The sequence below is a fragment of the Flavobacterium limicola genome (assembly GCF_003634755.1).
In the GTDB taxonomy this organism is placed as follows: domain Bacteria; phylum Bacteroidota; class Bacteroidia; order Flavobacteriales; family Flavobacteriaceae; genus Flavobacterium; species Flavobacterium limicola.
Window position 1 is genome coordinate 1,296,783 of record NZ_RBXA01000001.1, and the last position, 15,618, is coordinate 1,312,400.

Consider the following 15,618-nt stretch of genomic DNA (forward strand, 5'->3'; position numbering starts at 1 on the left):
AATGAATTTATTTTTCATTCTGCTTTTCTATTTTGTAAAAAGTATATTTTTTACTTTTTATTGGTAATTAATAACCCGGAAATAATGATTCCCATGCTTATGATTTGGGTGAGCAAAATGGCCTGATTAAGAAAAAAATACGCCAGAATCCCACTGAATACAGGAATCAAATAATAAATTAAGGCAGTTTTTGACGTCCCAATTAATCGAATAGCCTCGTTCCATAAATAAAATGAAATTAAGGAAGCACAAATTCCAACGTATGTGATTACCAAGACTGTTTTAGTGTCAAAAATCACTTTTTTATAATAGATGTCTTCATATATATAAAAAGGGAACAGTAAAATTGTACCAATTACAAAAACACTGAACAAAAATACTTTTGGGCTTAGTTCATCTGGTTTTTTGCGAACTAATATGGTGTAATAAGCAAAAAAGAAGCAAGCCACTAGCATTAATAAATCCCCAATAGTAAAGTTGATATGGAGTAATACTTCTAATGAACCTTTGGAAATAAGAACTAAAACTCCTGTGATTATGGTTATAATTCCGACTATTTTTATATTGGACACTTTCTCTTTAAAAATAATTCTAGAGAGTACAACAATAAATAACGGAATCGAAATGGCGATTAACGATAAATTGACTGCACTTGTTGTTTTTCCTGCAAAGTAAATCAGCGTATTAAAAATTGTGATGCCTAATACTGCTGTAAGCGTAAGATACCGAATGTGTTTCTTTACAATTTTTAAATTTTCAATAGTGCTTTTTATAGCAAACGGAGCCAAAACGATACAAGCAACTGTCCAGCGCCAAAAAGCCAATCCAATAGGAGGGATGTGTCCTTTTATGCCACTGGCAATTACCATATTTACGGACCATAGCAAGGTAGCAAATAAGGCAAACAAAACTCCTTTAGTAGTATTGCTCATTAAACCAAATTATGAATTTTTGCGTATTGTAACAACATAATCGTCTTTGCATCTTGCATTTTACCGGATTCAATCATAGCATACGCTTCGTCAAAAGACATTTCCATCACATCTATATTTTCTTCTTCATGTGCTACGCCTCCGCCATCGCTTACTTTCATAGATTCATCGTATTCACCAACAAATAAATATAAAATTTCAGTTACAGCACCTGGAGACATATAGGTTTCCATTACCTTTTTGACTTTAGAAATTCGATATCCTGTTTCTTCTTCGGTTTCTCTAATGATGCATTGCTCCGGATTATCTTGGTCTAAAAGTCCTGCACAAACCTCAATCATCATTCCTGTTTCATTTCCGTTAAGATAGGTTGGCAAGCGAAACTGACGTGTTAAAATAACTGTTTTTTGCTTTGTATTATAAAGTAAAATGGCAGCTCCGTTTCCTCTATCATAAACTTCTCTTTTTTGGGTAATCCAAGAGTCGTCTTTTTTTTGATAGTCAAAAGTTACTTTGTTTAAAATATACCAATTGTCTGATAGCAATTCGGTTTTTTGTATTTTAATAATTGGGTTTTTCATTCGCTTGGATTGGATTTTTAACTAAAAAAAACGTCCCGATTTATCGGGACGTTTGGTAATCTTATTTTAGAATAGTTTGCTTTCTGTCTGGACCTACAGAAACTATTTTGATAGGAACTTCCACTTCTTTTTCAATGAATGCAATATATTCTTTCAACTCTGTCGGTAATTCATCATAGGTTGTCATACCAGTCAAATCTTGTTTCCATCCTTTGAAATCCTGGTATACTGGAGTTACATTTTCTGGTTCGATGTTATAAGGGAAGTGAGAAATTTTCTCTCCTTTATAATTGTATTCCGTACATACTTTTAACGTTTCAAACCCTGAAAGCACATCGCCTTTCATCATCATCAGTTGCGTTACGCCATTAACCTGAACAGCATATTTAAGTGCTACTAAGTCTAACCAGCCACAACGTCTTTGTCTTCCGGTTACAGATCCAAATTCGTTTCCTACACGTGCCATAGTTGCACCATCTTCGTCAAAAAGTTCCGTTGGGAACGGACCACTTCCTACGCGTGTCACGTAAGCTTTGAAAATTCCGTATACTTCCTTGATTTTATTTGGAGCAATCCCTAAACCGGTACAAGCACCAGCAGCAGTAGTATTTGATGAAGTTACAAATGGATACGTTCCAAAATCAACATCCAATAATGAACCTTGAGCACCTTCACATAATATTGATTTACCTGCTTTTTGAGCTTGATGTAAATATTCTTCACTATCAATAAAATCTAATTTTTTTAGTTCTTCGATAGCTTCAAAAAATTCTTTTTCTAATTCTTCTAAATTGTATTGGATAGCAACATCGTAGAATTTTATCATTGCTTCATGCTTGTCAGCCAAAGCTCTGTAACGATCTGCAAAATCTTCTAATTCAATATCACCTACACGAAGTCCGTTTCTTCCGGTTTTGTCCATATATGTTGGACCAATTCCTTTTAATGTAGAACCAATTTTTGCTTTCCCTTTAGAAGCTTCAGAAGCGGCGTCTAATAAACGGTGCGTTGGTAAAATTAAATGCGCTTTTCTTGAAATGATTAATTTGCTTTTGATGTCTAAATTAAATTTTTCAAGACCTTCGATTTCTTTTTGAAAAACTACAGGATCAATTACAACTCCATTTCCAATAATGTTTACAGCAGTTTTATGAAAAATACCGGAAGGAATAGTTCTAAGAACATGTTTTATTCCGTCAAATTCCAAAGTATGCCCTGCGTTTGGACCTCCTTGAAAACGAGCAATAATGTCATAATTTGAAGTTAAAACATCAACAATTTTTCCTTTTCCTTCATCTCCCCATTGTAATCCTAGTAATAAATCTACCGTCATTCTGAATGTTATTTGTAGTTAGTTTTTATATTTATGAACGATTTTCTTCGTCCAAGTTGTTCTTTTGTTTCTTTGTTCCATACAGATACAACGAGTGGTTGGTAATCTCTATATCGAATATTTCTTCAATTGTTTTCTTGATACTTTGAATTCTTGGATCGCAAAACTCAATTACTTCACCAGTATCCGTCATGATAATATGATCGTGTTGTTTGTCAAAGTATGATTTTTCGTAATGTGCTTGATTTTGTCCAAATTGGTGTTTGCGCACTAAAGCACAGTCCAATAATAATTCAATCGTATTGTAAAGGGTGGCCCGACTCACGCGATAGTTTTTGTTTTTCATTTTGATATAGAGGTTTTCTACATCAAAATGTTCTTCGCTATCGTAAATTTCCTGAAGGATAGCATAACGTTCAGGGGTTTTGCGATGTCCTTTTTTTTCAAGGTACATTGTAAAAACATTTTTTACAATTTCTTGGTTTTTGTTGTTGTCTGTGGAAATGAGTGTCATATGCTGGCAAAGATAATTTTTTTAGTTTAAAGTTTAAAGTTTCCGGTTTGTTTAGTTTCAAGTTTATTCCGTTTGCGTTTAAAAATCCGAAAGACGGACTTCAATAAACAATACCACTTTTCTATGTTTTATACTCTCGTGTTACCTTATCGATTCCATCAATCTTTTTGATGTTATTAATCATCTTTTTCAAAATCGTATTGTTTTGAACAATTACGGCTACCTGACCGTGAAAAATTCCTGCATCAGTACTCAAAGAAATACTCTGTATATTCACATGCATGTTATTCGAAATCACTTTTGTCAATTGGTTGGTAAGTCCAAGAACATCCATACCGGTGATGTTTATAATGGCTTTGAACTCTTCTTGCGATGAATCAATCCATTTTGCTGACATAATTCGGTATGCATAATTCGATTGCATGCCAATTGCGTTTGGACAATCTTTTTTATGCACTTTTATTCCTTCATTGATTGTTACAAATCCAAAAACGTCATCTCCGGGAATTGGGTTGCAGCAAGGCGATAATTTATAATCCAGCTTGTCGTGTTCTTTTCCAAAAACGAGCATGTCATAATTACTGCTTATGACTGGTTTGTGAATATCCTCATCCGAGGTGTTGCTTGGCGAGCGTTTCATTTTATTTTTGAAAAAATTAATGAAAGTATTGCTCTTTTGCGCAGCGTAATCCTTGAGCTGTTGGTTTTCAATAGCACCAATTCCGACTCTATAGAATAAATCCAGGCTTGTTTTTAGTTTAAAAAAGTTAACTAATTCATTAATTACTTGTTCGCTTAAAGTAATCTTTAAATGTTTTAATTTTCTGGTGAGCAGTTCTTTTCCTTCTTCTCCAATTTTCTTGGTGTTTTCGTTTAGAACGTTTTTAATTTTTGTTTTAGCTCTCGAAGTCGTCACATAATCCAGCCAGTTGATGGTTGGTTTTTGATGTTGTGAAGTAATAACTTCTATTTGATCCCCACTTTTCAATTCGAAATTCAAAGGGACTAATTTCCCATTGACACGCGTTCCTCTGGTTCGGATTCCTATTTCGGAGTGAATGCTAAACGCAAAATCCAATGAAGTGGCTCCTTTAGGCAATGATTTTATCTCTCCTTTTGGAGTAAAAACAAAAATTTCTTTAGAATATAAATTCATTTTGAAATCTTCAACAAAATCTACTGCATTTGTTTCGGAATTTTCTAAAGCTTCTTTTAGTAAATTTAACCATACATCCAGACCACTTTCTTCGGTAGCCCCGTTCTTGTATTTGTAATGTGCGGCATATCCTTTTTCGGCAATTTCATCCATACGCTCGCTTCGAACTTGTACTTCAACCCATCGTCCTTTTGGTCCCATTACTGTAATGTGCAAGGCTTCGTACCCGGTAGATTTTGGCGAAGAAATCCAATCGCGCAAACGACTTGGACTCGGTCTGTAATGATCCGTTACTATTGAATATATTTTCCAAGCAACGAATTTCTCTTCATGTGGAGTCGCTTTGTATACGATACGCAACGCAAACTTATCATACACTTCATCAAAACTTACGTTTTGTGCCTGCATTTTTCTGCGAATAGAATAAATAGATTTTGGACGTCCTTTTATAATATATTCAACTCCTTCGGCATCTAAAGAGGCTTTCAGGACATTAGAAATATCTTCGATATAAGCATCTTGCTCTTCTTTAGTTTCTTTTATTTTACTGACAATATCATTGTAAACAGCAGGTTCCGTGTATTTTAAACCTAAGTCTTCCAGTTTAGTTTTTATGTTATACAAGCCCAATCTATGCGCTAATGGGGCATAAATGTACAGGGTTTCCGATGCGATTTTGGTTTGTTTGTCTTCCTGCATCGAATCCATGGTTTGCATGTTGTGCAAACGATCGGCTAGTTTAATCAGAATTACGCGTACATCATCGTTCAACGTCAATATCATTTTACGGAAATTCTCTGCTTGCATGGAAACATTCAGATCTTTTTGTACCAATGATATTTTTGTTAATCCTTCAACGATTTGAGCCACTTTTGGATTAAACAAACGTTCGATATCCTGAACAGTAGTGGGTGTATCTTCTACAACATCGTGCAGTAAGGCAGCAGCAATGGAAGTAGCACCCAAACCTATTTCTGAAGCAACAATTTTTGCGACAGCAATGGGATGAAAAATATAGGCTTCGCCGGATTTTCGTCGTTGTTCTTTATGTGCTTCTACGGAAACGTCAAATGCTTTTCGGATGAGTTTTTTATCTTCATCACTTAACGTTTGGTAGCTAATACGAAGTAATTCTTTGTATTCTTGAGCAATTGCTTTATTTTCTTTTTCAATATCAATTTCTGTCATAACGGCATGGTTCATTTTCTAAAAATAGAAATTAGTTGGGAGATGTGCAAGTAAAAAAGGGTTTCGTGGTGCAAATAACAAATGTGACATTCAACTTGATTATTGCACTTTACTAAAATCTAAGTCCTGAAAATCATAACTAAAATCAGTTAGCTCAGAAATAGGCTTCATCGTTAATCGCACGGCTTTTCCAGAGGCATCACATTCAAAAAATAAATGGGCATCAGCATGAAAATAGGCATTGTCCCATTTTACCACATAATTAGTGTCTTTGTAGAAAAAAACTTCACCAGTAAGTTGTGGAGAACGTTTTGAAGCAAAATACAAGCGTCCTTTTTTTTCTGAAAGAACTACTTCTCCAAACCAATTATCTTTGTATGTTCCTATAAAACTTTTGAAATCAATTTTAATTTTGTCCTTTTTGTTCTTGGCTACGGTTGCCCAAACTTCGTCTGTTACTTTGTCAGCAGAGGCTTCGTTTTCTTTTAAACTCGCACTATAGTTAGTCACATAATCCTCGGATTGGATTCCTAAATAACTGTCTTTTATAGTATTGGTAATTGCTCTGAAGGCAGCTCCGGATTGCTGATTGGTCAATACAATAATTCCCAGATTCAGTTCTGGTATAAGAGTCACTTGCGTAACAATTCCTTCTAATCCGCCAGTGTGCGTTACTTGTTTGTATCCTTTTACATCACTCAGGAACCAGCCCAATCCATAACCACTGAAATGAGTATTGTAAGGAGATCTTGTGGCCGCAGGAATTATGGTTTGTAATTGCCACATTTCTGCATGCTCTTTTTTAGAAAATAATTGCTTGTTATCAGCTCCATATTGCCCGTTCTTCATTTGCATTATTGTCCATTTACTCAAATCACTTACACTGGAGTAAATGCCGGCTGCCGCATCAAAAAGTTGGTTTTGGTAACGTTTGATTACTTTTAGTTTACCGTCAATAGGAACGTGAGGTGCAATAATGTTTGTAGTGTCTTTTAAACGTAAAAAAGAAGCAGCGCTATGATTCATTTCCAAAGGTTTCATCATGCGTTCTTCTACAAAATCGCACCAGCTCAAACTGCTTGCTTCGCGAATAACTTCTCCGGCAACAATGTACAGTAAATTGTCATAATCGTATTGCGTTCTAAATGCCGAAACCGGTTTTAAATATTGTAAATTTTGAATGATATCTTGTGCTGTAAAATTACTTCCGTCAGGCCAAATCATTAAATCTCCAGCGCCAAGGCCCAATCCACTTCTGTGCGTCAATAAATCCCGAATCGTAAATTCATTCGTTACATAGTCATTATACATCTTGAAATTAGGAAGGTATTTGATGACTTTATCGTCCCATTTTACTTTTCCTTCATCCACTAACATTGCCAAAGCGGCGCTTGTAAACGCTTTACTATTAGATGCAATTCCAAAAAGCGTATTCGCATCCACTTTTTTATTAGTCAAAATAGATTTCACACCATATCCTTTAGTATGAATAATCTTTCCGTCTTTGACTATTGCCACTGCAATTCCAGGAACATTGAAAGTTTTTAAAGTTCGACCGACTAATTCATCCACCTGCGTCGAGCTGATTTGTGCGAAAGAAAGTGTGCTTGAAATTAATGCTATTACAACGAATAAATTATTTTTCATATTTTTTTGTTTTTAAATCTGCTATCAAAAATCGTTAATCTGCAATCTTAAATCTAAAACCCTCTTTGTCTTTTGGCTTCAAAAATCAAGATGGCTGCGGCAACCGAGACATTCATAGAATCGATTTCACCTTGCATTGGAATAATAATATTTTGGGTCGCTTCTTTTCTCCATTCTTCCGTCAATCCTGTGGCTTCCGTTCCTACGACTAATGCCGTTGGAGTCGTGTAATCCTGCGTGTGATAGGAAGTGGAGTTTTGTAAAGTCGCACAATAAAAATTAATGTTTCTTTCTTTCAAAAAAGCAATAATTTCTGATGTTGTTCCGGTCGCGATTTGGATGGTAAATAAACAGCCCACGCTGGAACGCACAATATTTGGATTGTATAAATCGCTTTTTGGATTGGCAATAATCACCGCATCCAGATTAGCAGCATCGGCGGTACGAAGCAAAGCGCCGATATTTCCAGGTTTTTCGGGAGCTTCGGCAACCAGAATCAAAGGGTTTTCGGATAATTTCAAATCGGATAATTGCATCGATTTAGTTTTGGCTACAGCCAAAATTCCTTCGGTGGTATCACGATACGCCAGTTTTTGATACACTTCTTTGTTGATTTCAATCAGTTCCGCATTTTTGGATAATGCTCTGGCATCCGTTTCGGAACAAATTTCAGGTAAAAACAATAGTGTTTCCATTTCGTAACCGCCTTTTATGGCAATCGAAATTTCGCGTTTTCCTTCCATTAAAAAAGTACCGGACTGTTTGCGTGCCTTCGCTTTTTCCTGCAATTGCACTAAAGATTTGATATATGGGTTTTGTATCGAAGTGATTTGTTTCAAGAGTTTCAACTATTTAATTAGTAGCAACAAAGATACATAGAGAAAATCCAGTTTTCTAATCGGATTTGAATATTTATTTGGATGCATAAGTTTCATTAATTGTAGTTGTTTCAAGCTGATTTCACGAGTATTTTCTCTATTTTTGTCAAAATCCCAATCCAAATGTTTCATTTATTAGACATCATCGGTACGATGGCTTTTGCCATGTCAGGCGCATTGACAGCTATGAGTAAAAAACTCGATCCTTTTGGGGTTTTTATCATTGCATTTGTGACTGCGGTTGGCGGCGGAACCTTACGAGACATAATGATTGGGCGAACTCCGGTAGGATGGATGCTGGATTTAAAATACGTTTATGTGATCATCATCGGGTTTGTTTTGGCAATCCTTTTTCGAAAAAAATTCGACAGATTACGAACTTCCTTATTTTTATTTGACACGATTGGCCTGGGTGTTTTTACATTGATTGGTCTTGAAAAAGGAATCAATATTGGACTTCATCCTGTAATTTGTATTGCTTTAGGAACCATGACAGCCTGTTTTGGAGGTGTTATCCGAGATATTTTGTGTACTGAAATTCCCGTTATTTTCAGAAGAGAAATTTATGCTACTATTTGTATTTTGGGCGGGATTGTATTTTTCCTGCTTCGAAAACTGAATTTAGAGAATGATATTCTGTATTTGACTACTTCAATTGTTATTATATCAGTTCGTTTAATGGCCGTGAAATTCAAATGGTATTTGCCTACTTTAGAACATAAATAAAAATTGATTACTTTCACGGAGTCTAAAATTTAACGGTGAAAAATTATTCTGTCAAACTATATCGGGAAAGTGATTATGCAAATTGGAATGCCTTTATTGGTCAGGCCAAAAATGCTACTTTTTTATTTCACCGAGATTTTATGGAATACCACAAAGATCGATTCGAGGATTTTTCGTTGGTGGTTTTTGAGGATGAAAAACTAATTGCTGTTTTGCCGGCAAATAGATTTGGAGACATCGTTTATTCGCATCAAGGTTTAACGTATGGCGGATTGGTTTATTCATCTAAATTGAATGGAGAAAAAGTAGAAGATATTTTGGATTCTATTTTGTCTTTTTTTAAAGAAAATGAGGTGCAATCGTTCTTTTTTAAATCCATTCCGCTGTTTTACACTTCAAAAGGCAATTCTGAAATGGAATTTTTCATGCTTAAAAAAGGAGCGTTTTTGGATAAAAAAGAAATGAATTTGGGTATCAATTTAGCCATGCCTTTGACAATTTCGAAAAGTAAATTAAAGCATTTCAGGAAAATTGAAGAACTCGATTTAGAAATGGTCGAAGAACAGCATTTGGAATCGTTTTGGGAATTGGTTTTGGAGCCAAGATTATTGGAGAGATACAATGCTACGCCCGTACATAATTTACAAGAAATTACTAAACTAAAGGAAAAATTTCCGAATAATATCAAACAGTTTTCAGTATATTTTGAGGACGTTATTATTGCAGGTATTACACTTTTCGAAACAGAAACAGTTGTTAAATCGCAATATGGAGCTACCACTAAAAAAGGGGAAGAATTACGCGCATTGGATTTTTTATTTATCAATTTAATAGAAAAATTCAAGAGCGAAGGAAAACTTTTTTTTGATATGGGAATCGTAAATGAGGACAACGAAAAAGGATATCATGCCGGACTTTTGAAACAAAAAGAAGAATTAGGATGCTCTGTTTACAGTCAGGATTTTTATAAAATGAACTTTATATGATACCATTTCTTGATTTAAAAAAGATAAACCAACCGTATGAAACTGCTTTTCAAGAAAAATTGAAATTAGTTTTAGATAATGGTTGGTATGTTTTAGGGAATGAAGTCAAGGAATTCGAAACCAGTTTTGCCAACTATTGCGGTACCAAATATTGTGTAGGCGTTGGAAATGGTTTTGACGCTTTAGTTTTGATTTTCAAAGGTTATATTCAGTTAGGGAAATTGCAAAAAGGCGACGAAGTTATTGTACCTGCGAACACTTATATTGCGAGTATTCTGGCTATTTTACAAGCAGATTTAATTCCTGTTTTGGTCGAGCCAAAATTGGAAACCTACAATATCAATCCCGAATCAATTGTAGAAAAAATTACTTCAAAAACCAAAGCAATTCTGGTCGTTCACCTTTATGGACAATTGGCTGAAATGGATAGGATAAATGAAATTGCTATGGCAAATAATTTACTGATTGTTGAAGATGCGGCTCAGGCTCACGGTGCAATCAGAAATCAAGAATCAGTAATCAGCAATCAAAAATCAAGCGTAGCTTACAGTTTTTATCCGGGAAAAAATTTAGGCGCATTAGGTGATGCCGGTGCGGTTACCACAAATGATTTAGAATTAGCCAAAGTGATTCAATCGCTTCGGAATTATGGTTCGGAAACCAAATATTACAATGATTATGTTGGTGTAAATTCAAGATTAGACGAACTGCAAGCGGCTTTCTTAAATGTGAAATTACCGTTTTTAGATGCTGAAAATGAAAAGCGAAGAGCAATTGCCAAACGGTATTTATCTGAAATTAAAAATGACAAAATAGCGCTCCCATTTTGGGATTTGTCAAATAATCACGTTTTTCATTTGTTTGTCATTAGAACGCAGAATAGAACGAACTTGCAAGAATATTTACAGCAAAATGGGATTCAAACGGTAATACATTATCCGGTTCCGCCGCATAATCAAAAAGCATTATCTGACTGGAATCATTTGTCGTTTCCAATTACTGAAAAAATTCATAATCAAGTACTGAGTTTGCCCATAAGTCCAGTTTTGACAGATGATGAAGTGGACTTTGTAATTAAAATAGTAAACCAATGTATATTTTAATTAAATCATTTAATCGGCCGTATTATTTAGATCGATGCCTTCAAAGCATTTATGCAAATGTATTGGATACAACTATTTCGATTAAAGTTTTAGACGACGGAACACCTTCTCGATATTTAGAAAAAATTCAATTGAAATTTCCGAAAATTGAAATATTGAAATCTGAATTTTATGATGAAAAATCCAATAGCATTAAAAATAATCAAGATTTAGAAAACACGAAAATTCCAATTGCTTTATGGTTAAATACAGCAAAAAAAGCAACCGATTATTTTTTATTATTAGAAGACGATACTTGGTTTACCAGAAAAATTAATTTGGAAGAAACACAAAAAATTTTAATTGAGGAGAATGTGTTTTCCCTAAAATTATTTTGGCTCAATAATCCAAAATTGATTCATGGAACTACAATAAAAAATAAGGGTAGTGTAACAATTTTTAATCCGAATGTTTTTACCAAAAATCCGTTTTTGTATAGGCTTATTTTTGGTATGACACGATTTAATATTAGAAAAACAATGGGGTTTTTAAAATTATATTCGAAAGATAAAGCATTACATTACTATTCAATTTATGGTGTAGCGGGCGCTATTTTTAATAAAAAGTATTTTTTGAGTTTGTGGGGTACTCACAACAATCAAGTGGATGAAAATTTGCAATTGAAAAATGCTGTTAAATTTTGGTATAGAAACCCTAAGATTCAATTTGCGCGAATGAATGAAGAATTTGTTGCAACTGGATTTTTATCTTCGGCATCAAATAAAAATTTTGATGCAGGTGAATTTGATATTTTTACTTTTAATAAAATTTTAAATGAGGCATGGTTTTCTAATAAATTGGATGTCATGGATAATTTTCCAAACGATTTCAACGTATCAAAAATCAATGCTATTTTATTCGACGAAAACAATCCAAAAGCCACAACAGAAGATTGGGAAAAATGGGTTTTTCTTTTCAAGAACCAATTCCAGAACATTGGTTGTAATATTTAAAATACAATAGGAATAGAGGCAAATCAATCACATAAAACAATTTTAAAAGCAACGGGAGTTTTTGGCTTTTCACAAGTATTGAGAATTCTTGTGGGATTGGTTAGTTCTAAATTTGTTGCTTTATTTTTAGGTACAACAGGAGTTGGAATCGTAGGGCTTTTGCAAAACACGCTCTCTATTATTACCTCTGTAACGGGATTTGGGATTAACATTAGTGGTGTGCGAATGGTAGCTTTAGCACATTCTGAAAAAGATCAAGAACAATTTTCAAAATCAATTGTAGTTCTCCAAAGATGGTCTATTGTGACTGGAATTTTAGGTGTTTTACTAACTTTTGTACTTGCAAAACCATTAAGTATTTGGACTTTTGGCTCAGTCGATTATGTAAATTGGTTTTTCATCTTATCCATCAATTTTATTTTTTCAAGTTTAGCAGTCCATAAAATGGTGATTTTGCAAGGTACTCGTTCAATGAAGGCAATTGCTGTTTCAACGGTTATTTATGCTGTTTTAGCAACGTGCGTTACTATTCCTATTTATTACTTTTTTAGAATGGATGGAATTGTTCCCGTCTTGGTTTTGACAGCTGTTTTGAATTATTTAGTCAATTGGTTTTTTTCAAGAAAGATTGAAATAATTCCTGTTCAGGTCAGTGCAAAAGAAACTATTTCGTGTGGATTAGAAATGATTCAATTGGGTTTTTTACTTTCTATTAATGTGATTTTTGGGCAAATCATGTCGTATTTGCTGAAGTTGTATTTTAATTTTCAGAATACTTCAGAGTCAATTTTAGGGTTGTATGTAGTAGCTTCTACGTTGTTAATTACTTATGTAGGAATGATTTTTAGCGCCATGTCCACTGATTTTTATCCGAGGCTGACAATCGTTCAAAAAGAAAATCCGCAAGTAAAAGAAATGGTAAATGATCAAATTGAAGTTGCATTATTATTAATTACACCATTAATTTTAGGATTTTATTTTTTAGCACCGGTTGTTATCAGACTGCTCTATTCAAAGGATTTTCTTGATGTGGTTTTAATTCTAAAATTTGCTTTATTAGCAATAATTGTTAAAGCAATTATTTGGCCGCTTGCTTTTATAATTTTAGCTAAAGGAGAAAAAAAACTTTATTTTAAACAAGAACTTTTAGGGGATGCGATGAATATTATCTTTACTATTTTGTTGTATGAATATCTAGGTTTAGTCGGAATTGGTTTAGCAATGTTATTTAATTACGCGGTTTACGGGTTCTACGTCTATAATGTGGTCAAAAATAAATTCCAATTTAATTTTCGGAAAAATACGTTAGGAATTATAGTGAAATCGACAGTTTTAGGAAGCTTGGCAGCAATAACCGTTCTTTTTATTGATTACCCAAATGCGTATTGGATTCTGTTAATTTTGTGTTTGATGTCTATTTGTTTCTCTTATATAGAATTTAATAAAAGAATTAATATCAAAGAATATGTACTAAAGTTTACAAATAAATTGAAGAAATGAGACAAGTCAATTTTCCGGCATTGACAGGGATTCGGGTTCTTGCAGCTTATATGGTTTACCTACATCATTTTAATCCTTTTAAAGCAGAGGTATTTGGTGCTAGTGTGCATTATTTCTTTGATGGTTTTCACGTCGGAGTGACTTTGTTTTTTGTGTTGAGCGGATTTTTAATTACACATCGGTATTATGACAGTGTTGATTTTGATTTCAAATCGTATTTACAAAAGCGGTTGGCTCGAATATACCCTATGTATTTTATTTTGACTTCATTGACATTTATTTTAGGGTATTATTTTTTTAAAAGTTATGGCGGTTTAGGAAGTTATTTTTTGAACATTACGTTCTTAAGAGGTTTTTTTGATGATTTGAAATTTAGTGGAATTGCTCAAGGATGGACGTTAACAGTAGAAGAATCCTTTTATTTTCTAGCGCCCTTGTTTTTTATAGGTATAAAAAAATGCAAATGGATGGTAGTTGTGGTTCCATTCTGTTTTATTTTATTGGGTGCTTTATTAGTTGAAATCTTTGAAAATTTCGCCTTTTATGGTTTTATGAATAACATGAATTTTATGTTAGGATATACTTTCTTTGGCCGGATATTTGAATTTTTTGTAGGTATAACATTAGGGCTACTTTTAAAAAAGAATTCAAATTATAACTTTAAATTTTTTACGGTTGTAGGTGTTTTGGGAATTGTATTTTCCATTTATTTTTTGTCGATTTTGGAGAATCATCCTGATTCCGAGCTGCTTTTTATTCAAAAAAGTATAGTTAATAGTGTACTATTTCCTGTTTTTGGAATAATGCCTCTTTTTTACGGACTAATTAAGGAAAAGACAATATTTTCGAAAGTATTAGGCAGTAATTTTTTTATCTTGTTAGGCAAAAGTTCTTATGTTTTTTATCTGATTCACATTGGGTTTTTTAGAACTTTTTTAAATACAATTTCTACTAATTATTTTTTCATTTTTATATCTTTAAATATAATTGCGATTGCACTTTATTTTTATGTAGAAAAGCCGTTGAATAGTTATTTTAGAAGAATTTAAATTTTTATCGAAAGTGATTAAACTAACTACAGAATCAAGATAAGCGAATAAGAAACGTTTACTTTTTTGTTTTCAATCTAACTTTTAACTCTAAAAAAATATATTTCATTAACAAACGAAAATCCCTTGTTTTATAAGCAATTGTCATTTCATAATGAATTCTTTTCAACATCGCTGTAAATTCTTCTTTTGTGCGATTTAGAATAAAAGCTTTGTTCAAAATTAAGTAAGTAGAAAAATTAAATCGACGGGTTCTTTTGTTGTTTTTCTTGGTCAGCAAAGTGTACATCGAATCAGGTAGCACTCTTTTTTGAATCAATATTTCATCAATGTAATCAAAATTATAAATTCGCGCTGCTCGAATCCAGAAGTCGTAATCTTCATAAGCCAGGTTTTCGTCGTAACCGTTTAGCGTTTCAAAAACTTCTCTTTTGACTAAAGAACTGATAGAGCAAAGATTATTGTTGCCATTTAATAAGCCAATATAAATGTCGCCTGTGGGCTGTGATTGTATTCTTTTTCGATTGGTATCGGTTTTAAAATAATCGTTGATGAAACTGCCTTCTTCACTTATTAACTCGGCATTTCCATAAATAAAACCTACATTTTTATGAGAAGTTTCTTTAAAACCTTTTAGTTGATTCGCAATACAATCTAATTTTAAAACATCATCGGCAGCTAAATCAATAATATACTCACCCTTAGCTAATTTTAAACATTTATTAAAGGTTTTGGTGTTGCCCTGATTTTTTTTATTCACTATCAACGGAATTTCAGGATGTTGTTTTAGCCAGTTTTCAATCACTTTTACCGAATTATCTGTACTAAAATCGTCTGCAATAAGGAGTTCTACATTAGCATAGGTTTGATTTAATACCGATTCCAATGCCTCTATCACAAAATTAGCATGATTATAACACAAACAAATAACGGTAACTAACGGACTGTTGCGCATGAATTTGAGATAAGAGTTTTATATTTGTTACGAAAATAATACTTCAGTAGTGGCAAAGCAAGGCAAAAGGACTAAAAT

14 protein-coding genes are annotated in these 15,618 nt (G+C 33.4%); 6 read left to right on the forward strand and 8 right to left on the reverse strand.

Translation table 11 applies throughout. From position 1 onward, the window contains the following. Positions 1-50: 50 nt before the first annotated feature. The 7 genes from BC952_RS05790 to BC952_RS05820 all read right to left on the reverse strand — a co-directional run bounded on the left by BC952_RS05790 (position 51) and on the right by BC952_RS05820 (position 8,190). Complete coding sequence (locus BC952_RS05790) at positions 51-932, reverse strand: DMT family transporter (protein ID WP_121364624.1); 882 nt, start codon at positions 930-932, stop codon at positions 51-53. Beyond that, positions 932-1,513 carry a GDP-mannose pyrophosphatase NudK gene (gene nudK, locus BC952_RS05795; RefSeq protein WP_121364625.1) on the reverse strand — a complete coding sequence of 194 codons (582 nt, stop codon included), beginning with the start codon at positions 1,511-1,513 and terminating at the stop codon, positions 932-934. The genes BC952_RS05790 and nudK overlap by 1 nt, the downstream gene beginning before the upstream one ends. 61 nt (positions 1,514-1,574) lie before the next feature. Next, positions 1,575-2,846 (reverse strand): adenylosuccinate synthase, encoded by a 1,272-nt coding sequence (locus tag BC952_RS05800; RefSeq protein ID WP_121364626.1) that lies wholly within the window; start codon positions 2,844-2,846, stop codon positions 1,575-1,577. Between the two features lie 31 nt (positions 2,847-2,877). Then, positions 2,878-3,360, reverse strand: a complete 483-nt coding sequence (locus BC952_RS05805; protein WP_121364627.1) for a Fur family transcriptional regulator — start codon at positions 3,358-3,360, stop codon at positions 2,878-2,880. Positions 3,361-3,481: 121 nt separating this feature from the next. After that, positions 3,482-5,704, reverse strand: a complete 2,223-nt coding sequence (locus BC952_RS05810; RefSeq protein ID WP_121364628.1) for a RelA/SpoT family protein — start codon at positions 5,702-5,704, stop codon at positions 3,482-3,484. Positions 5,705-5,803: 99 nt separating this feature from the next. After that, entirely contained in the window at positions 5,804-7,351 is a 1,548-nt protein-coding gene (locus tag BC952_RS05815; RefSeq protein WP_121364629.1) for a serine hydrolase, read from the reverse strand. A gap of 53 nt (positions 7,352-7,404) precedes the next feature. Continuing rightward, positions 7,405-8,190, reverse strand: a complete 786-nt coding sequence (locus tag BC952_RS05820; protein WP_121364969.1) for a TrmH family RNA methyltransferase — start codon at positions 8,188-8,190, stop codon at positions 7,405-7,407. 162 nt (positions 8,191-8,352) lie between these two features. On the opposite strand from BC952_RS05820, the gene BC952_RS05825 reads away from it, so the two are divergent. From BC952_RS05825 to BC952_RS05850, 6 genes are read left to right on the forward strand one after another with little or no spacing between them, the layout of a single operon-like run. After that, complete coding sequence (locus BC952_RS05825) at positions 8,353-8,955, forward strand: trimeric intracellular cation channel family protein (protein WP_113665326.1); 603 nt, start codon at positions 8,353-8,355, stop codon at positions 8,953-8,955. 35 nt (positions 8,956-8,990) lie between these two features. Then, positions 8,991-9,941 (forward strand): FemAB family protein, encoded by a 951-nt coding sequence (locus BC952_RS05830; RefSeq protein WP_121364630.1) that lies wholly within the window; start codon positions 8,991-8,993, stop codon positions 9,939-9,941. After that, on the forward strand, positions 9,938-11,044 hold the full coding sequence (locus BC952_RS05835; RefSeq protein ID WP_121364631.1) for a DegT/DnrJ/EryC1/StrS family aminotransferase: 1,107 nt from the start codon (positions 9,938-9,940) through the stop codon (positions 11,042-11,044). The genes BC952_RS05830 and BC952_RS05835 overlap by 4 nt, the downstream gene beginning before the upstream one ends. Further along, on the forward strand, positions 11,032-12,036 hold the full coding sequence (locus BC952_RS05840) for a glycosyltransferase family 2 protein (RefSeq protein ID WP_121364632.1): 1,005 nt from the start codon (positions 11,032-11,034) through the stop codon (positions 12,034-12,036). The genes BC952_RS05835 and BC952_RS05840 overlap by 13 nt, the downstream gene beginning before the upstream one ends. A gap of 39 nt (positions 12,037-12,075) precedes the next feature. Further along, positions 12,076-13,536, forward strand: a complete 1,461-nt coding sequence (locus tag BC952_RS05845; protein ID WP_279629643.1) for an oligosaccharide flippase family protein — start codon at positions 12,076-12,078, stop codon at positions 13,534-13,536. Then, positions 13,533-14,585, forward strand: coding sequence for an acyltransferase family protein (locus tag BC952_RS05850; protein WP_121364634.1), 1,053 nt, complete (start codon positions 13,533-13,535; stop codon positions 14,583-14,585). The genes BC952_RS05845 and BC952_RS05850 overlap by 4 nt, the downstream gene beginning before the upstream one ends. Positions 14,586-14,643: 58 nt before the next feature. Here BC952_RS05850 and BC952_RS05855 read toward each other — a convergent pair whose 3' ends face one another. Further along, the gene (locus tag BC952_RS05855; RefSeq protein WP_121364635.1) at positions 14,644-15,540 is read right to left on the reverse strand and encodes a glycosyltransferase; all 897 of its coding nucleotides are present in this window, start codon (positions 15,538-15,540) and stop codon (positions 14,644-14,646) included. Positions 15,541-15,618 lie beyond the last annotated feature (78 nt).

Bases quoted from the DNA above. Each gene is read 5' to 3' on its own strand.
- BC952_RS05790 (WP_121364624.1), bottom strand. From the start codon at position 932: ATGAGCAATACTACTAAAGGAGTTTTGTTTGCCTTATTTGCTACCTTG.
- nudK (WP_121364625.1), bottom strand. From the start codon at position 1,513: ATGAAAAACCCAATTATTAAAATACAAAAAACCGAATTGCTATCAGAC.
- BC952_RS05800 (WP_121364626.1), bottom strand. From the start codon at position 2,846: ATGACGGTAGATTTATTACTAGGATTACAATGGGGAGATGAAGGAAAA.
- BC952_RS05805 (WP_121364627.1), bottom strand. From the start codon at position 3,360: ATGACACTCATTTCCACAGACAACAACAAAAACCAAGAAATTGTAAAA.
- BC952_RS05810 (WP_121364628.1), bottom strand. From the start codon at position 5,704: ATGACAGAAATTGATATTGAAAAAGAAAATAAAGCAATTGCTCAAGAA.
- BC952_RS05815 (WP_121364629.1), bottom strand. From the start codon at position 7,351: ATGAAAAATAATTTATTCGTTGTAATAGCATTAATTTCAAGCACACTT.
- BC952_RS05825 (WP_113665326.1), top strand. From the start codon at position 8,353: ATGTTTCATTTATTAGACATCATCGGTACGATGGCTTTTGCCATGTCA.
- BC952_RS05835 (WP_121364631.1), top strand. From the start codon at position 9,938: ATGATACCATTTCTTGATTTAAAAAAGATAAACCAACCGTATGAAACT.
- BC952_RS05840 (WP_121364632.1), top strand. From the start codon at position 11,032: ATGTATATTTTAATTAAATCATTTAATCGGCCGTATTATTTAGATCGA.
- BC952_RS05850 (WP_121364634.1), top strand. From the start codon at position 13,533: ATGAGACAAGTCAATTTTCCGGCATTGACAGGGATTCGGGTTCTTGCA.
- BC952_RS05855 (WP_121364635.1), bottom strand. From the start codon at position 15,540: ATGCGCAACAGTCCGTTAGTTACCGTTATTTGTTTGTGTTATAATCAT.